General features: G+C 71.8%; 15 protein-coding genes and 1 tRNA gene. 11 read left to right on the forward strand and 5 right to left on the reverse strand.

What is annotated here, in order from left to right:
• The first annotated feature begins 42 nt into the window (after nt 1-42).
• A tRNA-Pro gene (locus tag QFZ50_RS12735) sits at nt 43-119 on the forward strand.
• 55 nt (nt 120-174) lie between these two features.
• Here the strand turns inward: QFZ50_RS12735 and QFZ50_RS12740 are convergent.
• The 3 genes from QFZ50_RS12740 to purD form a co-directional block, all read right to left on the reverse strand.
• A complete protein-coding gene (locus tag QFZ50_RS12740) occupies nt 175-1164 on the reverse strand; it encodes a hypothetical protein (RefSeq protein WP_307084697.1) in 990 nt (329 codons plus the stop codon).
• A 353-nt stretch (nt 1165-1517) separates the two neighbouring features.
• The gene (locus tag QFZ50_RS12745; protein ID WP_307084700.1) at nt 1518-2417 is read right to left on the reverse strand and encodes a phosphoribosylaminoimidazolesuccinocarboxamide synthase; all 900 of its coding nucleotides are present in this window, start codon (nt 2415-2417) and stop codon (nt 1518-1520) included.
• Complete coding sequence (purD, locus tag QFZ50_RS12750) at nt 2414-3706, reverse strand: phosphoribosylamine--glycine ligase (RefSeq protein WP_307084703.1); 1293 nt, start codon at nt 3704-3706, stop codon at nt 2414-2416. The genes QFZ50_RS12745 and purD overlap by 4 nt, the downstream gene beginning before the upstream one ends.
• A gap of 125 nt (nt 3707-3831) precedes the next feature.
• Here purD and QFZ50_RS12755 point away from each other — a divergent pair, with 125 nt between their 5' ends.
• Nucleotides 3832-5487, forward strand: a complete 1656-nt coding sequence (locus QFZ50_RS12755) for a molybdopterin-dependent oxidoreductase (RefSeq protein ID WP_307084705.1) — start codon at nt 3832-3834, stop codon at nt 5485-5487.
• A 113-nt stretch (nt 5488-5600) separates the two neighbouring features.
• On the opposite strand, the gene QFZ50_RS12760 is transcribed toward QFZ50_RS12755, so the two are convergent.
• Nucleotides 5601-8918 carry a S8 family serine peptidase gene (locus QFZ50_RS12760; protein ID WP_307084707.1) on the reverse strand — a complete coding sequence of 1106 codons (3318 nt, stop codon included), beginning with the start codon at nt 8916-8918 and terminating at the stop codon, nt 5601-5603.
• A 308-nt stretch (nt 8919-9226) separates the two neighbouring features.
• On the opposite strand from QFZ50_RS12760, the gene QFZ50_RS12765 reads away from it, so the two are divergent.
• From QFZ50_RS12765 to QFZ50_RS12805, 9 genes are all read left to right on the forward strand, one after another.
• Nucleotides 9227-10231 (forward strand): asparaginase, encoded by a 1005-nt coding sequence (locus QFZ50_RS12765; protein WP_307084709.1) that lies wholly within the window; start codon nt 9227-9229, stop codon nt 10229-10231.
• A gap of 13 nt (nt 10232-10244) precedes the next feature.
• Nucleotides 10245-10610 (forward strand): sterol carrier family protein, encoded by a 366-nt coding sequence (locus QFZ50_RS12770; RefSeq protein ID WP_307084710.1) that lies wholly within the window; start codon nt 10245-10247, stop codon nt 10608-10610.
• Complete coding sequence (locus tag QFZ50_RS12775) at nt 10607-12163, forward strand: DUF2079 domain-containing protein (protein WP_307084712.1); 1557 nt, start codon at nt 10607-10609, stop codon at nt 12161-12163. The genes QFZ50_RS12770 and QFZ50_RS12775 overlap by 4 nt, the downstream gene beginning before the upstream one ends.
• Before the next feature lie 19 nt (nt 12164-12182).
• A complete protein-coding gene (locus QFZ50_RS12780) occupies nt 12183-12662 on the forward strand; it encodes a hypothetical protein (protein ID WP_307084714.1) in 480 nt (159 codons plus the stop codon).
• A 106-nt stretch (nt 12663-12768) separates the two neighbouring features.
• Nucleotides 12769-12942 carry a DUF1059 domain-containing protein gene (locus QFZ50_RS12785; protein ID WP_307084716.1) on the forward strand — a complete coding sequence of 58 codons (174 nt, stop codon included), beginning with the start codon at nt 12769-12771 and terminating at the stop codon, nt 12940-12942.
• Nucleotides 12943-12962: 20 nt separating this feature from the next.
• The gene (locus QFZ50_RS12790; RefSeq protein ID WP_307084719.1) at nt 12963-14087 is read left to right on the forward strand and encodes an EAL domain-containing protein; all 1125 of its coding nucleotides are present in this window, start codon (nt 12963-12965) and stop codon (nt 14085-14087) included.
• A 53-nt stretch (nt 14088-14140) separates the two neighbouring features.
• The gene (gene purF / locus QFZ50_RS12795; protein ID WP_307084721.1) at nt 14141-15700 is read left to right on the forward strand and encodes an amidophosphoribosyltransferase; all 1560 of its coding nucleotides are present in this window, start codon (nt 14141-14143) and stop codon (nt 15698-15700) included.
• Nucleotides 15697-16809, forward strand: a complete 1113-nt coding sequence (gene purM, locus QFZ50_RS12800) for a phosphoribosylformylglycinamidine cyclo-ligase (protein ID WP_307084723.1) — start codon at nt 15697-15699, stop codon at nt 16807-16809. The genes purF and purM overlap by 4 nt, the downstream gene beginning before the upstream one ends.
• A 64-nt stretch (nt 16810-16873) precedes the next feature.
• Nucleotides 16874-17548 (forward strand): haloacid dehalogenase type II, encoded by a 675-nt coding sequence (locus tag QFZ50_RS12805; RefSeq protein ID WP_307084725.1) that lies wholly within the window; start codon nt 16874-16876, stop codon nt 17546-17548.
• A 97-nt stretch (nt 17549-17645) separates the two neighbouring features.
• On the opposite strand, the gene QFZ50_RS12810 is transcribed toward QFZ50_RS12805, so the two are convergent.
• Nucleotides 17646-20684 carry an endo-1,4-beta-xylanase gene (locus QFZ50_RS12810; protein ID WP_307084726.1) on the reverse strand — a complete coding sequence of 1013 codons (3039 nt, stop codon included), beginning with the start codon at nt 20682-20684 and terminating at the stop codon, nt 17646-17648.
• Nucleotides 20685-20704 lie beyond the last annotated feature (20 nt).

Genomic DNA, 20704 nt, shown 5'->3' on the forward strand with positions numbered 1-20704 from the left:
GGACAGTTGCGTCCGGGTGGTTCGACCTGCCGGGAGCAGCACCGGGGTGTGGCGCAGCTTGGTAGCGCGCGTCGTTCGGGACGACGAGGCCGCAGGTTCAAATCCTGTCACCCCGACCACATGCAGGAGGCCCGCCGGCATCAGCCGGCGGGCCTCCTGCATGTCCGTCGTCGGTCAGCGGGCGGGGACCGTCACCACCTCGTAGCCGCCGGGATCCACGGCGCCGAACTTCGCGTTGGCGAGCGCCAGCGTCCTGCCGAACAGTGCCACCGTGGTGGGCACGTCGAACAGCGGGCTCGTGATGACGTCCTCGACCTCCCCGCTGGAGAGGTCCCTCGACAGGTCGATCCGGCTGACCTGGTTGCTCCGGTTCTGGACGGCGTACACGGTGTCCCCCCTGGCGAGGATGCCGTCGACGTTCGGCAACGCATCCGTCTCGATGACCGCGCTCTCCCCGGTCTCCGGATCCACGGTGTAGAGGGCCTGGTTCGCCGAGTGCGCCACGATCAGCGTCCGGCCACGATCCACCGAGGTGATCCCGTTGAGGTTGAAGCCCGGCGTCACCGCTGCCGCAGGTCCCGACAGGGTGATGGTCCGCGGCTCGCCGGGTGCGCCGTCGTCGTCCACCGGCAGGAGGTACAGTGTCGCGCTCCGTGAGTCGGTGAAGTAGGCCCCGTCCCGTGTGAGCGTGACGTCGTTGATGAACGTGTCGCCCGTGGCGAGCTGGAAGTCAGCGACGGCGTCACCGGTGCGGGTGTCGTAGACGTACGCCTGGCCGGTCGCTCCGCCCGAGACGAACAGCAGGTCGTGCTTCACATCGGCCTTGAGGCCGACGGCGGCCCTGCCCTCGGGGGCGTCGATGAACAGTTCGGCGGTGCCCTCGCGGACGTCACCGCGGAAGATGTCGCCGCGGCCGAGGTCCCCGGCGTAGAAGGCGGAGCCCTTCCCCTTGGCGATGCCCTCGGCGGAGGATGCGCCGGGAAGCGGGATGCTGGTGTCCTGCTGCCGGTGGGAGGACACCGCGGCCGCGAGGGACGACGGCGGTGGTGCGGCCACGGCGCCCGCCGCCGGCAGCAGGAGGGCGCTCAGGGTGACGACGGCGACGGTACGTGCCGTGCGTCGTGCGGCTGTCGGGCGGTGCGGGGTGTGCTGGGTGCTGTTCACTGTGCTCCTCGATGGTTCGGTGCCGCCCGTCGCCCTGAGGATCCGCACGGCGCTGTGTCGAATGGAAAGCTGGACCGAATGAGGTGATCCGTCGTGAAGGCGGGCTCGAGGGCCCGGGCGCCGGCTGGACTGCACGCCGGACCGCAACGAGAACGATCCGCCCGCGTGCATCGTCCCCGTGATGCGGCGCGGCGTCGCCCGATGGCCGTCGCCGTTGTCGTTGTCCGGGGTCGTCGTACGTCCCGGTTCTTGCGCCCGGAGAAGCGTGTCCGGCCGCGACACGCCGCCGACGCGGCACCCTGACCGTGAAAACCATGAACGACGGCGGGTGTGCCGGGCCAAGCTACTGCCCGTCAGGCGAAGGTGCGGCCCGTCAGGCGCTCGTACGCCTCGATGTAGCGGGCACGCGTACGCTCGACGACGTCCGCGGGCAGTGCCGGCGGCTCGGAGTGCCGGTCCCACCCGGAGGCATCGGAGGTCAGCCAGTCGCGCACGAACTGCTTGTCGAACGAGGGCTGCGCCTGCCCGGGTGCGTACAGCGCCGCGTCCCAGAAGCGTGAGGAGTCCGGGGTGAGGACCTCGTCGCCGAGGGTGATCCGACCCGTCGCGGGGTCGAGGCCGAATTCGACCTTGGTGTCGGCGAGGAGGATCCCCCGCCCCCGGGCGATGGCCTCGGCCTGCGTGTAGATGTCGAGCGTCAGCGCGCGGAGCTGGGCCGCGGCGTCGTCGCCCACGGTCACCACGACGGTGTCGTAGCTGATGTTCTCGTCGTGCTCCCCCACCTCGGCCTTGGCCGACGGGGTGAAGAGGGCGGGGTCCAGGCGCGAGCCGTCCACGAGGCCCTCGGGCAACGGCAGCGAGCAGACCGTCCGCGACGCCCGGTATTCCAGCAGCCCGCTGCCGGTGAGATAGCCGCGCGCGATGCACTCGATCGGGTACATGATGAGCTTCCGGCAGACCATGGCACGGCCCTCGACCTCCGCGGGTACCCCGCCCGTCACGTCGGCGGCGACCACATGGTTCGGGATGCCGGCGAGGCGCTCGAACCACCAGAGGCTGAGCTGCGTCAGCACACGCCCCTTGTCCGGGATCTCCGTGGTGAGCACGTGGTCGTAGGCACTGATGCGGTCGCTCGCGACCACGAGCACGACGTCGTCGGTTCCGTCCTCGGGCTCGTACAGGTCGCGGACCTTGCCGGAGTAGACGTGCCGCCAGCCCGGGAGCTCCGGATGCGGGGGTGCGAAGCCGCTCATGCCGGGGCCCCCGCCGGTCCGCTCACGGAGACCTCGGCGCGTGACGCGCGGAGGGCGATGTCCGTGCGGGACTGTCCGCCCTCCAGCTCGATGCGGGAGAGCCCCTCGTAGGCCGTCGCCCGCGCGTCCCCCAGGGAGTCCCCGAGTCCGACGACGGCGAGGACCCGTCCGCCGGCGCTGACCACCTTGCCGTCCTCGAGCGCGGTGCCCGCGTGGAGCACGTGGGCGCCGTCGACCCTCGCAGCCTTCTTCAGGCCGCGGACGCGCCGGCCGGTCGCGGGGGCGTCGGGATAGTTCTCGGACGCGAGCACGACGGCGACGGCCGCCTGCGGGGACCACTTGAGCGGGTCGATCTGGTCGAGGGTGCCCTTCGCGGCAGCGAGCAGCACGCCTCCCAGCGGTGTGGTGAGGCGGGCGAGCACGGCCTGGGTCTCGGGGTCGCCGAAACGTGCGTTGAACTCGATGACGCGCATGCCGCGCGAGGTGAGGGCGAGGCCTACGTAGAGGACCCCCGCGAAGGGCGTCCCGCGGTGCGCCATCTCGTCGATCACGGGCTGCGCGACGCGGGTGAGCACCTCGTCGACGAGCGTCGCCGGGACCCATTCGAGCGGCGAGTAGGCGCCCATCCCGCCGGTGTTGGGGCCCTGGTCGCCGTCGTGGATGCGCTTGAAGTCCTGGGCGGGAGCGAGCGGCACCACTGTGTGTCCGTCGGAGAGGACGAACAGCGAGACCTCGGGTCCGTCGAGGTACTCCTCGATGACCACGGTCCCGCCGGCCTCGAAGCACGCCGAGGCGTGGGCACGGGCGGCGTCGAGGTCGTCGGTCACCACCACGCCCTTGCCCGCGGCGAGGCCGTCGTCCTTCACGACGTAGGGGGCGCCGAAGGTGCAGAGTGCCTCGCTCGCCTCCTCGTCCGTCGCGGCGACGCGGGCCATCGCGGTGGGCACGCCGGCTGCGGCCATGACCTGCTTCGCGAAGGCCTTGGACGCCTCGAGCTGGGCGGCGGCCTTCGTGGGGCCGAAGACGGGGATGCCGGCGTCGAGCAGTGCGTCGGCGACACCCGCGGCGAGCGGAGCCTCGGGGCCGATGACCACGAGGTCGGAGCCGAGCGAGCGTGCGAGGTCCGTGACGACCGCGGGATCGCTCGCATCGACGTCGTGGGTGGGGACGTCCTCCGCGATGCCCGCGTTCCCGGGAGCCGCGTGCACCTCCCGGACGAACGGGTCGGCCAGCAGGGCCCGGACGAGGGCATGTTCGCGGCCGCCGGGGCCCAGCACAAGAACCTTCACAGTAGGACAGCGTACTGGAGGGGTGGGTGCCTACCCAGCCCTCGTGCCGGACGCACACCGAGGGGTTCCACTGTTACGGCGGCCCCGGTACCCATACCCCCTCCACCCCTCTCCGAATACTTTCCATGAGCAACCTCACCGAGCGCCGCCGCGGTACGTCCCTCCTCGCCGCCCTGGCAGGAATCCTCGCGGCGGGCGTGGTGCTGGGGATCGCCGAGCTCGCCGGCGCCTTCTTCCGCGCGAGCGCCACCCCGATCGTCGCGATGGGCTCCACCTTCATCGACTTCACCCCGCCGTGGCTGAAGGAGTTCGCGATCGACACGTTCGGCACCAACGACAAGCTGGCGCTGCTGGTCGGCATGGGCATCACGATCGCACTCCTGGCGGCCGTCCTCGGCATCGTGGCCTTCCGCCGATGGGCGCTGGGCGTGGCGGGCGTCCTCGCGATGGGCGCCATCATCCTGGCCTGCGTCCTGACGCGGGCCGGGGCCTCGCTGCCCGACGCCGTGCCGACCGTCGTCGGCACCGGAGCGGGCCTGCTCGCCCTCCGGTGGCTCGTCGCGCGGCTGCGCCACGCCACCGTCGCACCGTCCCCGGCTCCCTCGGCTTCCGTGACGCCCGTGACGCCGGTGACGCCCGTGACGCCCGACGGCGAGCGCCCCGGAGCGACTACAGCGACTGCAGCGACTGCTGCGACTGCGGTTCCGCGCACCGCCTCGCGTCGCGGGTTCTTCGCCGCGGTCGGCGTCACCGCCGTCGTCGCCGGGGCGGCCGCGGGTGGCGGGCGGCTGCTCGCGGGAGCCCGCACCAATATCGCCGCGGTGCGGGACGGCCTGCGGTTCCCCGCTCCCGCCAGTCCCGCCCCCGCCCTTCCGGCCGGCGTGCAGTCCCCCGTTGCGGGCGTGACACCCTTCGTCACCCCGAACGGCGACTTCTACCGGATCGACACCGCGCTGAGCGTCCCGCAGCTCACCACCGAGGACTGGGTGCTGCGCGTCCACGGCATGGTCGAGGAGGAGTTCGAACTCTCGTTCCAGGACCTCCTCGACGCAGACCTGATCGAACGCCACGTCACACTCACCTGCGTCTCCAACCCGGTGGGCGGGTACCTGGCGGGTACCGCGAAGTGGCTCGGCTACCCGCTCCGCGAGGTCCTCGCCCGGGCCAGGCCCCTCGACGGTGCCGACATGGTCCTGTCCACGAGCTCCGACGGCTTCAGCGCCTCCACCCCGCTGCCCGTGCTCCAGGACGACCGCGACGCCATCCTCGCCATCGCCATGAACGACGAACCGCTGCCGGTGGAACACGGGTTCCCCGTGCGCATGGTGGTGCCCGGCCTGTACGGCTACGTCTCGGCCACCAAGTGGGTGGTGGACCTCGAGGTGACGCGCTTCGCCGACAGGACGGCGTACTGGACGGACCGCGGCTGGTCCGAGGAGGGCCCCATCAAGACCATGGCCCGCGTCGAGGTGCCGCAGTCCTTCGCGTCGGTGGACGCGGGCTCCGTCATGATCGGCGGCGTCGCCTGGTCCCAGCAGCGCGGCATCACCCGGGTCGAGGTGTCCGTGGACGGCGGCGGCTGGGAGGACGTGACGCTCGCGGCCGAGGCGTCCGTGGACACGTGGCGGCAGTGGTCCCACGAGCTCACCCTCGAATCCGGGCTGCACACCGTCCGGGCGCGGGCGACGGACCGCGTGGACGGGCTCCAGACCGAGGAACGCGCGGAGACCGTCCCCGACGGTGCGTCGGGCTGGCAGACGGTGCAGTTCACCGTCCGGTGAACCCCCGGACCCGGAGCCGGCCGCTCCGTCAGGTCTGCGCCCACCGGATGACCGTTCCCTCCGGTGGGCGCAGTTCGGCCCGCTGATCGCCCGTGCAGGGCTCCCGCCCGGCGCTACCGGCCCGACTCGATCGCGAGGATCTCCTCGCGTTCGCCGGACGCGTTGTGGTGGTGCAGGAACAGGCCCCGGCTGGTGGTGTCCCCCGCCGCGCGGTGGACCCGCAGGGTGGACCCGTCGGCCACGATGAAGCTGGTGTCGGCGACATCCCCCGCGAACCAGAGCGCCGGCTGAGCGACGCTGAAGTCGATCCAGTCCGTGGTGTCCACCGGGACGGTCTGGCCCTGCTCGTCGACGCTGAACGCGCTCTGCGTACTGACGCGGTAGGAGATGGCCCCGCCGGCCGCGAGATCCAGACCCATCGCGGCCACGGGCAGCGGCAGGGTCACGACGTTCGAGTCCAGCAGGTTGGTGTCGATGTTGCCTGCCACGTTGTTGGCGACACCGCCCCCGACGGCACCGCCGATCGACCCGTCGTCGGCCACGGGGTAGAGATCGACGAGGACCAGGTCGAGGTTCTCCGCGCGGCCGGTCCTCGCGATGAAGTCGGCCTCGTCGTTGCCGTCGACGTCGATCTCGACCAGGAGCTGGGGGGCGCTCGTGAGCGTGTTCCAGTTGGCCCACGTGCTGATCCCGATGGACAGCGTGCCGCCCAGGGGGTCCCCACCGGCAGCCACCAGCCCCGGGACCGTGGAGGAGGCCCCCACCGCCTTCAGGTCGAGGGAGTACAGCGACTCGAGCGGCAGGGACTCCTGGCGCTCGCTCTCGGCACCGAGGACGAACGGCGAGACGACCGATGCGTACAGCGAGTCGGCGCCGCCCTGCAGCAGGCCACGGCCCGTGAACGTGAGCTCGCTCTCGAGGTCCGCTGCGGTGTCGAAGGCGAGAGCCTCCCCGGCACTCAGGTCGGCGGTCGGCTTGGGCGCGGCATGAACCGGGACCCGGAGCGTCGAGGCGGTGTCGCTGGTGAACTGCACGCGTCCCGACGCGTCCGCGATGTACTGGCGCGGAAGCCCGAGCTGCACCCTCTCCGCGGCCGGGTCCAGGGTCTTGGCCAGGACGGTCGGGTCCGCGATGGACAGGACGACGTCGAAGGTCGTCGTACCGTCCGCGGGGATATCCGCGGTGGCGGAGTCTGTGCCGGTGGCGGTGACCGAGATGTCGACGCCCGGCATCGTCGTGGCCGCCAGGTACTCCGCGGTGTAGCTCACCGCGGCGTCGGAGTGGTTCTCGACGGTGATCTGCCGGGTCAGCGACACGGGATCGGCGGCGACCTCGAGGACACCGAAGCCGACCGTGGTCAACGCTGGGTCCTCGGTGGCGTAGGCGAACGAGCTCGAGGCCAGGGCACCGAGGGCATCGACGCGGCCCGAACCGGTGCGGTTCGGTGCGTGGACGATCCCGTCGGCGGTGAGCAGATCGTGCATCGCCGTGTTCATGATGATGCTCTTGACCTGGTGGGGGTCGTAGCCCGTCGCGGCCACGACGAGGGCCGCGATGCCGGCCACGTTGGGTGCCGCCATGGAGGTACCGGTCTTCGCCGACGGCCTGTTGCCCGTCCCGACCTGCACCGAGCCGATGGACGTCCCCGGGGCCGCGACGTCGGGCTTCACCACGCCGTTCGAGCCGTGGACGCCCCGCGACGAACTGGCGCTCAGCGTGTCGAGTGCGTTCGAGGCGCCCACCGAGGTGGCCACGAGCCCGGCGGCCAGACGGATCCGGAGCGTGCCGGCGACGGCGGCAGGGCGGAGCCTGTCGGAGGACTCCGCGTTGAACTGCACGCCCGGGATGCCCGCGTTGCCGCCGATGCCGGCGGCGAAGACGGAGCGGGGGGAATCGAGCACCACGCCCGTGGCCCCCGCAGCCTGGGCGTTGTCGAACCGCACGCCCGATCCGCAGGGGAACGCCCCATTCTCCTCCCACTGCAGCCAGACCCACTTGCCGGCGAGGGATCCCGCCGCGAAGGGCTGGCAGCCGAACGCGTTGGTGGCGGGTGCTGCGACGACATCACCCGTCAGCTGCTCCTCGGTGGCGGTGGCGTAGCCGAAGTTGACGCTGTACTGGCCGGCGGCGCGCCCTGCGACGTCTGCCGGCGCGAGGACGTCGACTCCGTCCAGGGTGACCTGCGATCCGACGGAGTTGGCGACGGTCAGGGCCGATCCGGCGCTGCCCGGCGAACCGCCGTTGTCGAAGACGTCGCCGCCGTTGCCGGACGAGGCCACGGACAGGATGCCCTGTTCGGTCAGGCTGTTGACGATGTCGATCTCGGGGTCGTCGTACGCGGAGAAATCCGAGCCGAGCGACATGTTGACGATGCTCGCGCGGTCGGAGAAGTCGCCGTCCTGGTTGGGGTCGAGGACGTAGTCCAGCGCGAGACCGACGACGTCGCTCGATCCCTCGCACCCGAAGACGCGCAGGCTGACGAGTCCGGCGTCCGGTGCCGTCCCCGGACCGATGCGCATGCCGTTGACCTGGTCGGCGGTGAGCGTCGAGTAGTCGCCCCGGAAGGTGGTGCCGTCGGCGTTGACGCCGTAGCCGGCGGCGGTGCCGGCGACGTGGGAGCCGTGGCTCTCGCAGTCGAGGGGGTTGGTATCGGGTACGGGCACGGGGCTGTAGGTCGGCGACGAGGGGTCCGCGTTGTAGGCGTCCCCGACGAGGTCGTAGCCGCCGATGAATTTCGCCGGGTCGTACAGGCCGGAGGCGGCGTCCGGAAGGGTGGGGGACGCCTTGGCCGCGGCGAAGGCCTCGACCGTGCCGGGGCCACCGAAGCCTGCATGTGTGTAGTCCAGCCCGGTGTCGAGCACCGCGATGGTGACACCCTTACCGGTCTGGTCGCGTTGCACCCACGACGCGAGGGCTTCGGTGTCGATGACTCCGCCCTTGTTGTCGAGCGTCTTGGGGACGATGCCCGTGATCTTCCGGACGTCGGGACGGGCCGCCAGGGCGCGGATCCGCTCCGCGTCCCCGGTGAGGGCCACCCCCGGGATCGTGTTGGTGGTGGTGTACAGGCTGGTGGCACCGGCGTCGGCCGTGGCCTGCGCCGCCTGCGCCTCGATGCCGGCCCGGATGCCCTGGACGGCGGCGACCTGCGGCACCGGCGCGGCCAGCCCGGCACGCACCTCCGCCGGCTGCGTCTGCTCGAAGGCTCCCTTGCCCTCGAACTGGACGAAGACCGACACCTGCCCCGTGCGCGTCTGCAGGTCCTCCGAGACCTTCACGTCCGGGCGGGCCTGCGACCCGAGCCCCTGGGCGGTCGGCCCCGCCGGCACACCCTCCGCTGCCGGGGCGGGCGCCACCACGGCCGATGCCAGGGCGATACCGGCCAGCAGTGCGAGTGCCGCCGATCCTGCCTTCCGACGGTTCGACTTGCTCATGCTTCTCTCCTGAGAATCGATCAGGCTGACCAGCCAGAGACCGAGACCCTTGAAGTCCACCGGTACCGCCATGAGATATGTGGGTGTGTTTCCGTGAGGAAAGGGACGCTTCCAGCGGCGACCAGACTTGCCCCCGGAGGGGCGAAGCTAAGTGTTCTTACTGTCGTGGCTGGGGACGCGATAGTCAACGGTTCAACCGGATCGAGCGGACGGCCGGCCGGAACGATCACGGTGCACGGCGATCCGGAGGAGGACAAGGCCCGCCCTGCCGCCCCGGGCCGGTACCACGAGTAGGGAATACTGGAAGCATGCCCTCCACCTTCACCACGGCCGACGCCGTGGATCTCGCCGTCCTCGAACGCAACGGCTTCATCGAGTCCCGCCACGTGGGTGCCGCCGTCGTCCTCGCCGCCGACGGCTCCGTGGTGACCGAACTCGGGGACATCACCAGCCCGATCGTCCCCCGCTCCACGCTCAAGCCGTTCCAGGCACTCGCGAGCATGAAGGCCGGCGTCCCGCTGCGCGGCCCCCAGGTGGCGCTCGCCGCGGCGAGCCACGTGGCCAGTGCCGAGCACATGGACGTGGTCCGCACCATGCTCGATGCCGCGGGTGTCACCGAGGACGATCTCCAGTGCCCCGCGGACTGGCCGCAGGACGAGGAGGCCCGCAACGAGCTCGTCCGAGGCGGCAAGGGCAAGCAGCGCATCGCGTTCAACTGCTCGGGCAAGCACGCCGCCTTCCTCTGGGCCTGCACGGAGAACGGCTGGGACACCGCGACCTACCTCGAACCCACGCACCCGCTCCAGCGATCGGTGGCCTCGGTCATCGAGGAGTACACCGGGGAGTCGGTGGCGGCGTGGGGCGTGGACGGCTGCGGCGCGCCCGTGGCCGCCGTCTCACTGACGGGCCTCGCGCGCGGCATCGGCAGGATCGCCAAGGCGCCCTCCGACAAGCACGCCGACGCCCGCGCCGCGACGATCGCCACCGCGATGCTCGACTACCCCTGGGCCGTGCACGGCAACGGCATGGAGAACTCGGTGGTCATGGAGGACCTCGGCATCATCGCCAAGAGCGGGGCGGAGGGCGTCCTCGTGCTGGCCGCTCCGACCGGGGCGGCCCTGGCCCTGAAGGTGCTGGACGGCAGTTCCCGGGCCGCGACCCTCGTGGGGCTGACCCTCTTCGCCGCCTCCGGCGCCATCGACGCCGAGAAGGTGGGCGACGTCCTGGCGAAGGTCGTCCGGCCGGTCCTCGGCGGCGGCCGCCCCGTCGGCAGCCTGCGGCTCGCCGCCCCCGTCATGGCACTGCTCGACTAGGGCCGGCAGGACCATGGCACGGCGACGCATCAGCGCCGAGGACGGGCACCGGGCACTGGAGCAGGTGGCCGACGGATCGGCCGGCCGGCCGGAACTCGCGGCGGCCGTGCGGTTCACCCTCGAGGAGCTCGCCGACCTGGCACCGGGCAACAGCGTGGAGGTCCGGGTGCCGCCCTTCGGTGTGACCCAGTGCGTCGAGGGTCCCCGCCACACACGGGGCACTCCCCCGAACGTCGTCGAGACCGATGCCGCCACCTGGCTCGCCCTCGTCACGGGCACCACGGACTGGCCCACGGCGGTCGCGGCCGGCAAGGTCGCGGCGTCGGGCCAGCGCGCCGATCTCAGCGCCTGGCTTCCGCTCTTCAGGCACGGCGCGTGAGCGTCGGCCGATCCGGGCCAGGACGATCGCGGGAACCGGCGACGGCGCCCGCCCGCGGTCCCGGGGCGGAGCACGGTGCCGTCGGAACGGCGCGCGCCGGGTCGACGGCGGTGCCCGGCCGCGCCGGAGCCGCCGGAGCCGCGGACCGCCTGCGGGTGCTCCGCGTCCGCACCGTGGCAGCGGTCCGCCGCCAGCCCGCCGCGGCGTGGCTGACCGGGCTCGCGGCGGCCGCCCTCTACATCGTCTTCTCCGTGACCCAGTGGAACCAGCTCAGCTCGCCGTCCTGGGACCTCGGGATCTTCACACAGCTCGCGAAGGCCTACGCCGGGCTCGGCGCCCCGATCGTGCCCATCAAGGGCGAGGGCTTCAACCTCCTCGGTGACCATTTCCACCCGTTGCTGGTGCTGCTGGCCCCCGCCTACGCGATCGCGCCGTCGGGGCTCACCCTCCTGATCGTGCAGGACCTCCTCTTCGGGCTCTCGGTGGCCGTCGTCGCCCGGGCGGGCATGCGGTTCATCGGACCGGTCGCGGGGGTCGCGGTCGGGATCGCCTACGCCCTGTCCTGGGGCCTCCAGTCCGCCGTCGCCGCGCAGTTCCACGAGATCGCCTTCGCCGTCCCCCTCCTCGCCCTGAGCCTCGAGGCCGTGCTGCGGCGGCGCGTGGTCCCCGCCGTCGTGTGGGGAGGGCTGCTCGTCTTCGTGAAGGAGGACCTCGGGCTGACCGTCCTGGCACTGGGACTGGTCCTCGCCTGGCGGCTCCGGACGGTCGCAGGGCTGTGGCTGGCCGCCTGGGGCGCGCTGTGGCTGGTCGTCTCGGTCGGCCTGATCCTGCCCGCGCTCAACGCTTCGGGCCAGTACGACTACTCCGACCGGATAGACCTCGGCGCGATGATCGGCGATCCCGCCGGCGCCGTCGTCGGCCTCGTCTCCGGCACCGCGAAGTACGAGACGCTCCTGCTGCTCCTGCTCGCCGGCGGACTCCTGTTCCTCCGCTCCCCGTTCGGCCTCGTGCTGGTGCCGACGCTCCTGTGGAGGTTCGCCTCGAGCGAGGAATGGTACTGGGGCCCCGAATGGCACTACAGCGCGGTCCTCATGCCCGTGCTCTTCCTCGGCCTCGTCGACGGCGTCCACCTCCTCCGAAGGAACCCGCGCCCGTGGATCCGCACCGCCGCCCTCGCGGGCGTCCCCGTCGCCGTCGCCGCCTGCCTCCTGCTGCTGCCCGCCCAGAAGTTCGCCATCCTCGCCGACCCGGGGACCTACCGGCCGTCCGGGCGCTGGGACGCCGCCCACCGCATGATGGATCTCATCCCCGCCGGGTCGACGGTCGAGAGCGGCGTGGTGCTCATGGCCTACCTCGCCCCCGAGACGCGCGTGTACTGGCTGGGCAACACCAACCCGGCGCCGGACTACCTGGTGGTCGACGCGGACGACTGGAGCTGGGGCGCCGTCCGACCGACCGACGCCGAGGCCCACGCCGAACAGCACTATCCCGGGACCGACTACACGCTCGTGTTCAGCGAGGCGGGCTACCAGCTCGTCCGGCTCGACCGCTGACGCCCGGTAGCCTTAAAGCATGACCTCCGACCAGCCGGACAGCGCCCCCGAGCAGCCGCACAGCACCTCCGAGCAGCCCGACACCCGCGGTGATCGGGCGCCGGCGGACGGTCGGCCCGCCCCCGAGGACCACGCAGCGCCCGGCCGGGCCCAGCCACCCGTGGCACCCGTGGCACCCGTGGCACCCGTGGCACCCGCGGCACCCGCGGCACCCGCGGCACCCGCTTATCGGGAGGTGACCATCCGGAGGGCTCCGAAGTTCGTGCCCTTCATGCTGCTGGGCGCCTTCCTCGGCTTCCTCGTCGCGCTCGTCGTCGCGTACACCGGCCCGGAGGATCCCACGCTCACGCGCGCATCGATCCTCGGCTTCTTCACCGTGGCCTTCGCCCTGCCCGGACTCCTGCTCGCGGCACTGCTGGTGCTCGTCGTCGACCGGCGCAGCATCAGGCGTGCCGAGCGTGCCCGGGCAGAGCGCACCTACGACGACGACGCGGCCTGAGACCGGCCCTCCCTCCCGAGGACCTGCCGCGGAATGCTAACGACGCCCCAGCGCCCGGCGATAGTAGCGGAAGGAATTCGACCGCCGTCGGGAAAGAGGGAGAGACATGAAGGCCTTTGCATGCGGGGACGTCGTACCGGGCTGTGACGCCCGCTGGGTGTGCTCCTCCGAGGACGAGATCCTCGCCTCCGTGGGCGCGCACGCCGCCTCCGCCCACGGCCTGACGGACCTTCCACCCGACCTCGTCGGCGCGGTCCGCAGCAGCATCGTCGCGGCCTGATCCCGCTGCCTCCCGCCTCCGTGCAGGCACCGGGTCAGGACGACGGGGCCGCCGAGCTGGCCCGGGCCTGCACGGGTGAGGGCGTGGCCTCCGCCTACCAGCCGATCGTCGACACGGCGCGCGGCACGGTGGTGGGCTACGAGGCGCTCGCCCGTTTCCCGGGCTTCGAGGAGCAGGATCCCGAGGTGTGGTTCGCCCGGGCACGCCGGGCCGGCTGCGCCGCCGAGCTCGAGGCCGCTGCCCTGCGCGCCGCGTTCGCGCATCGCCGCAGCCTGCCGCCGAACTGCTTCCTGACCGTCAACGTGTCGCCGCACCTGCTGTCGTCGTCCTCCGTGCAGGACGTGTGGGCCGAGCAGGGACACCTCGGCGGCGTGATCGTGGAGCTCACCGAGCAGACGCCCATCGACTCGTACCTCGATCTCGAACCGCATCTGGACTCCCTGCGCGCCGCCGGGGCCCTGATCGCCGTCGACGACGCCGGATCCGGGTATGCGGGGCTGCAGCACCTGCTCGCGCTCCGGCCCGCCTTGATCAAGGTGGACCGTGAGCTGGTGCGCGATATCGACGTCGACGAGGCCAAACGCGCACTGATCGAGATGCTCGGGCTGTTCGCGAGCCGGGTCGACGCCTGGATCCTCGCGGAGGGCATCGAACGGGTGGAGGAACTCGACGCCCTCGCCGCACTGGGGGTCCCGCTCGTCCAGGGCTACCTCGTGGGGCGCCCGGCCCCACCCTGGGGACAGCTCGACGTGGACCTCGCCCTGCGCCTGTCGGCCCGGTCCAGCACCGCGCCCGCGTCCACGGTGCGGGGCGTGGTCGAACCGGCCACCACCGCGGCCTCGCCGCGCTCCGCCGCCGAGCTCTTCGTCGCGGACCCGTTCCTCACCGACGTCGTGCTGCTCGACGGGCGCAGGCCGGTGGCCGTGCTGACCGAGGAGGCGGCACGCCTGGAGGTCGTCGACCCCGGACTGGTGGTGAATGTCGACACTCCCGTCGACGAAGCGCTCACGCGGTCGATCACCCGGGATCGGAGCACCCGCTTCGCTCCCCTGCTCGTGACCGACAACGCCGGCCGGTTCGTCGGCATCGCCCGCATGGAGCGGCTGATCGGGAGGATCGCGGGCCAGGCCACGCCCTCGGCGTGAGGCGCGACGGTCCGCCGCGCCGGCGGCTTCGCCCACCGTGAGAGAATGACCACATGGTGCGCGGCGACGGACAACTCTCCCACGATCTTCTCCCCGGCGAAAAAGGACCACAGGATGCCTGCGGCGTCTTCGGTGTCTGGGCGCCCGGCGAGGAGGTGGCGAAGCTCACCTACTACGGGCTCTACGCGCTGCAGCATCGCGGGCAGGAATCGGCGGGCATCGCCACGAGCGACGGCCGCCGCATCAACGTCTACAAGGACATGGGACTGGTGTCCCAGGTCTTCGACGAGGCCACGCTCAACACCCTGACCGGCCACATCGCCGTCGGGCACTGCCGCTACTCCACCACCGGCTCCTCGCACTGGGCCAACGCACAGCCGACGCTCGGCGCCACCGCCGCGGGCACGGTCGCCCTCGCCCACAACGGCAACCTCACCAATTCCGCCGAGCTCTACCAGATGGTCCTCGCCCGCCACGGGAAGCCCCGCGCCGGGGAACTCGCGCAGGGCAACACCACGGACACCGCCCTCGTCACCGCGCTGCTCGCCGGCGACGACGACCGCTCGCTCGAGCAGACCGCGATGGAACTGCTGCCGAGCATCCGCGGCGCCTTCTGCTTCGTGTTCATGGACGAGGGGACGCTGTACGCCGCCCGCGACGCCTACGGCGTGCGCCCCCTCGTCCTCGGACGCCTCGAGCGGGGCTGGGTCGTGGCCTCCGAGCAGGCGGCGCTCGCAACCGTCGGGGCGAGCTACATCCGGGAGATCGAGCCCGGCGAGTTCATCGCCATCGACGAGGACGGCGTGCGCAGCAGCCGCTTCGCCTCACCGACCGCCGCGGGCTGCGTCTTCGAGTACGTCTACCTCGCACGGCCCGACGCCGCGATCGCCGGGCGCTCGGTGTACGAGTCCCGCGTGGAGATGGGCCGGCAGCTCGCCCGCGAGAACTCGGCGATCGCGGACATCGTGATCCCGGTCCCCGAGTCCGGCACCCCGGCCGCCGTCGGGTTCGCGGAGGAGTCCGGCATCCCCTTCGCCCACGGCTTCGTGAAGAACGCCTACGTGGGGCGCACCTTCATCCAGCCCAGCCAGACGCTCCGCCAGCTCGGGATCAGGCTCAAGCTCAATGCCCTCGAGTCGGTCATCCGCGGCAAGCGCATCATCGTCGTCGACGATTCGATCGTGCGCGGCAACACGCAGCGCGCCGTGGTCCGGATGCTGCGCGAGGCGGGCGCCGCCGAGGTCCACGTGAAGATCTCCTCGCCACCCGTGCGCTGGCCGTGCTTCTACGGGATCGACTTCGCCTCCCGCGCGGAGCTCATCGCCAACGGCGCCGCGATCGACGAGATCAGCAAGTCCATCGGCGCCGACAGCCTCGCGTACATCTCCGAGGACGGCATGATCGCCGCCACCCAGCAGCCCCGCGAGCGCCTGTGCACCGCATGCTTCACCGGTACGTACCCGATCGAACTGCCCGACGACGACCGCCTGGGCAAGAACCTGCTCGAGCGCTCCAATCCCGCCGACAAGTCCGGCGCCACGGGATGCGATCCCGGACCGGACGCAGAGTTCGAAGCCGTACTGACCGACGACGACAGGAGAGAGCGGGTATGAGCGTGTCCGACCCCATCACGTATGCCAGTGCAGGAGTGGACGTCGAAGCGGGTGACCGCGCCGTCGAGCTCATGAAGGACGCCGTGCGGGCGACGCACGGCGAGCAGGTCCTCGGCGGGGTCGGCGGTTTCGCCGGGCTCTTCGACGTGTCCCGCCTCCTGACCTACACGCGGCCGCTGCTCGCGACGTCGACCGATGGCGTGGGCACCAAGGTGGCTATCGCGCAGGCCATGGACATCCACGACACCATCGGTTTCGACCTGGTGGGCATGGTGGTCGACGACATCGTGGTGGTCGGCGCGGAGCCGCTCTTCATGACCGACTACATCGCGTGCGGGAAGGTGGTCCCTGAGCGCATCGCGGACATCGTGCGCGGCATCGCCGCCGGCTGCTCGGCCGCCGGTACCGCCCTGGTGGGCGGCGAGACCGCCGAACACCCCGGCCTGCTCGGTGAGCACGAGTACGATGTCGCGGGCGCCGCGACGGGCGTGGTCGAGGCGGACCGCGTCCTCGGTCCCGAGCGCGTGCGCGAGGGCGACGTCGTGATCGGCATGGCGTCGTCGGGCCTGCACTCGAACGGGTACTCCCTGGTGCGGCGCGTCGTCAACCAGGCCGGGTGGGCCCTGGACCGCCAGGTCTCCGAACTCGGGCGGACGCTCGGCGAGGAACTCCTCGAGCCCACGCGCGTGTACGCGTCCGACTGCCTGGCGCTGGCCCGCAACGACGCCGCGCAGGTCCACGGTTTCAGTCATGTCACCGGCGGAGGACTCGCGGCGAACCTGGCGCGGGTGCTGCCCCGCGGGCTGGAAGCCACGGTGGACCGCTCCACCTGGGAGCTCCCGCCGATCTTCACGCTCGTCGCCCAACTCGGCTCCGTTCCGCTGCCGGACCTCGAGCGCACCCTCAACCTCGGGGTCGGGATGGTCGCGATCGTCGGGGCCGGGGGCGCCGACGCCGCGCTCGCCCAGCTCAACGCGGCCGGTATCCCCTCCTGGGTCATGGGTGGTGTGCGTGCCGCGAGCGGCGGCAGCACCGACGGACCGGACTACGTGCAGGGCGCCAAGGGCGTGGACGGCGGATCGGTGCGGCTGCTCGGCGCCTACGCCTAGGGGCGGAGCGCGTCCAGGGACGCCGGCGTCAGCACGCCGCCCGGAACAGGGAAGGACAGGACCTATGAGCACCGCGCCGTCCGTCATCGTCCTCGACGTCAACGGGACCCTCTCCGACCTGGGCCCTCTCGCGGAGGCGTTCACCCGGGCCGGGCTGCCTGCCACGCTCACCCGGGCGTGGTTCGCCGAAGTACTGCGCGACGGGTTCGCGCTCACGGCGGCCGGGACCAACCCGGACTTCGCCGACCTCGCCGCGGACGGCCTGCGCGGCCTCCTGGCCGAGACCTGCGGACCGGGACGGTATCCGGAGCAGGTCGACTCGATCATGGCTGTGTTCAGGAATCTCCCCCTGCACCCGGATGCAGCGCCCGGGCTCAGGGCGCTCGGCTGTCTCGCCCCCTTGGTGACGCTGAGCAACGGGGCACCCTCGGTCGCGGAGTCCCTCCTCCGGCGAGGGGGGATCCGGGACGAGCTGTCCCGCCTCCTGAGCGTCCAGGACGCTCCCCGCTGGAAGCCCGCACGCGAGGCCTACGAGTATGCGGCACACCGCACCGGGCACACCGTCGGGCAGATGCTGCTCGTGGCCGCGCACCCGTGGGACATCCACGGCGCCGGCGCTGCCGGGCTGCGAACGGCCTGGATCAACCGCACGGGCGCTGCCTACCCTTCCTCGTTCGCCAGGCCGGACATCGAGGTCCCGGACCTGGTGGCTCTCGCAGGAGAGCTGTCCGGACCCTGACCCGGGACCGGCGGCTTCGGCCGGCAGGTCCGACGGCACGACGAAGCCCCTGCCCTCCGGTGAGGACAGGGGCTTCGCCGTGGTCACTGCGGCCCGGTCAGCGCTTGCCCGCCTGCTTCCGGGTCACCACGATGTCGAACGAGCTGGTCCGGGTGTTCCCGGCCTCGTCCGTCGCCGTGCACGTGACCATCGTGGTGCCCACCGGGAACCGGGTTCCCGACGCCGGGGCGCAGACGAGCGGCACCACGCCGTCGAGGGTGTCGATGGCCGACGGCAGCGTGTAGGCGACCTTGGCACCGCTGGCTCCGTTGGAGACGGCGGCGATGTCCGTCTGGTCGGCGATCCGCGGCGGCAGCACATCGGCGGGCCGGGCGGGCAGCCTGGACGGATCCACGATGCCCCAGTAGGCCGGCGTGGCCTGCAACTCGTCGTCGAACGGCAGCGGCTGCTCCCAGGGACGGGCCATGGGCCACGTCCGCAGCCAGGTGCGGGCGTTGCTGATCCCCCAGAACGTCACCGACTCCACGGAGGCGCTGTGCTCCCGGAGCATCGCGAAGAGGTCGCGGTAGTAGTACCCGACCTCCGCCGCGGCGTCCGCGTCGTCCTCGAACGCCGGGCTGTACGGATCGGCGGGAGCGCCGCTGACATCGGCGCCCTGGTTCTCCGTGGAGGCATTGACGTCGAGTTCCGTGATGGCCTGCAGGAGTGCCGGGTCCAGTGCCTCGACGGCCTCGATGGAGTCCTCGAGCCACTGCACGGGCCGGGCGACGTCCACGTGGGCCTGGTGGCCGACACCGTCGATCGGCACTCCCCTGGCCTTCAGGGCGCGGATCAGGTCGAGGTAGTCGGCCCGCTTCTCCGGCATCTCCGTGTTGTAGTCGTTGATGAACAGTGCCGCCTCGGGGAAGTAGCGGTCCGCCAGGCGGAACGCCTCGTCCACGAAGCCCTCGCCGAGGATCTGGAACCAGCGGCTGTCACGCATGTCGTGCGGATTGGCCGTGTCGCCGTCCGCGATGACCTCGTTCACCACGTCCCAGGCCCAGATGGGGCTGTTCCCCTCGGGGTAGCGGGCATCGATGTGGTCCGCGATGCCCTTGATGTGGGCTTTCATGCGTGCCTTGAGGAGTGCCTGGTCCGCCGGGCTGTTCGTGAGCTCACGTGCTCCGTCCTTGAAGAACCAGGCCGGGGTCTGCGAGTGCCAGGCGAGCACGTGCCCGTAGACCTGCACGTCGTTGGCGTCCGCGAAGTCCAGGAGCTGGTCCAGCTGTGTGAAGGCGAACTGCCCCTCGACCGGCTGCACGCTCTCGGGCTTGCCCGCGTTCTCCGGCGTGAAGGCGTTGAAGTGCCGGCGCACGAGGTCCGCGGCGGTCCCCACGGTCTCCCGCGCATCGATCGCCACGCCGACGTGCTCGATCCCGTCGGCTCCGAGCACGTCCTTCAGCCCCGGGACGTCGGTCTGGATCGGCTTCTCCGCGAACGGGGCGAGGCTGAAGTCGTCCAGCAGGAAGTCCAGGCCCACCGGGCCCTCGACGTACACCTGGGCGCTGTCGGCGGCGGCGCCGAGGGTGTAGGTACCCTTCAGTTGCGTCCAGCCGTCGGCCGACACCGTCGCACCGGCCCCGGCCACGCCGTCGTAGGCGCTTCCGCCGCCGTTGTTCCGCTGGACGGACACCTTGAGCGACGCGGGCGCCTGGCCCGGGGTGAGACGCGCCCACACGGAGACCTCCACCGCGACCCCCACGGGGAGTCCCGCCGTCACGTCGAGCGCGGCGCCGTGCCACGGCTGCGTGCGGTTCGTGACGAGCAGGCTGCCGCTACCGGTGCGGGCATCGCTGCTCGTGGCGACGGTGACGCCGTCGCCACGGGCCGTCCAGCCGTCGGTGCCGGTCTCGAAACCGGAGGTCACAGCGACCGGAGCGGGGGCCGCGCCACCGCCCGGCAGGGTGAACGTCCAGCCCTCCGCGAGCTTCTCGCCCACGACGGTCGTGACCGCCCTGACGGTGTTCGAGCGGTCGCCGCCGCCATCGTGCGCGAGGACCACGGCGCCGGGTGTGAACGCCCTGCGGAGGTTCGCGATCAGTGTCGCCTCGCTGAGGTCGTTGCCGTCCCAGTCGAAGATGACGTTGCCGAGGCCGAGCGGCTGCATGCCGAGTGCTGCGGCGACATCGCCGGTGGCGCCCCAGCTGCCGTTCGGTGCACGGAAGTAGGGCACCTCCAGCGTCGGGTCCCCGGCGGCGCGCCGGATGATGCGCAGGTTCTCCTTGAGGTCCGCCTCGACCTGCGACTGCGTCCACGGGCCCATGTCGTCGTAGGAGGTGCCGTGGTTGCACAGCGTGTGCCCCTCCGCGACGATCCGCCGGAGCAGGTCGGCGCCGCCCGCTGCCTCGACGTTCTGCCCGATGATGCAGAACGTGGCCGTGATGCCCTTGTCGCGCAGGAGATCGAGGACGGCCGCGGTCTCGCCCGGGTTCGGCCCGTCGTCGAACGTCAGCGCGACGGCGTTGCCGGTACCGCGGGCCGCGGTCACGGGGGTGGCCGTCGGGTTGGCGGCTCCCCCGGGGACGAACGCCGGATCCGGGGTGGGCTGCCAGGCCCCGCCGTCGCCGGGTGCTGCCGTCCCGGTGATCACGATGTCGTCGATGAGGTAGTCGTAGGGTGCACCGAGGTCTCCTGTTCCGAGGTAGGCCCGCAGGGTCGCCGGGTCCGCCCCGGCAGGGGCGTTGAAGGTTCCGGTCACGGTGGTCCAGGCGTCCGCCGAGACCGTGGTGTTGCCGACCCAGGTGTAGGCGGGCTCGACGAGGAAGCGGGCCGACGTCGTCGTGCCCGCAGCCGCCGAGAGCCGGACCTGGGCCGAGAACGTGTAGGCGCCTCCCGCCTGCAGGAGGCCGGCCGGCGTCCTGATGCCGTCGTAGTCGTTGGCGCGGCCCTGCACCAGCAGGGCCTTGTCGCCGTCGGCGTCGATCACCGACAGCGCGGATCCGCCGTTGAGGGTCAGCGGGGTGAAGCTGCCGTCCTCGAAATCCTCGTTCAGCAGCACGGACGGCCCGTCCGCCTGGGCAGCGGGGAGCGTCAGCACGCCGGCTCCCGTGATCAGGCCGAAGGCCGTGGCGCCTGCGATCAGACGTCGTTGTCTCATGGTTCTCCTTGATGGTGTGG

Origin of the sequence: Arthrobacter agilis, assembly GCF_030816075.1 — a bacterium.
GTDB classification, from domain to species: domain Bacteria; phylum Actinomycetota; class Actinomycetes; order Actinomycetales; family Micrococcaceae; genus Arthrobacter_D; species Arthrobacter_D agilis_E.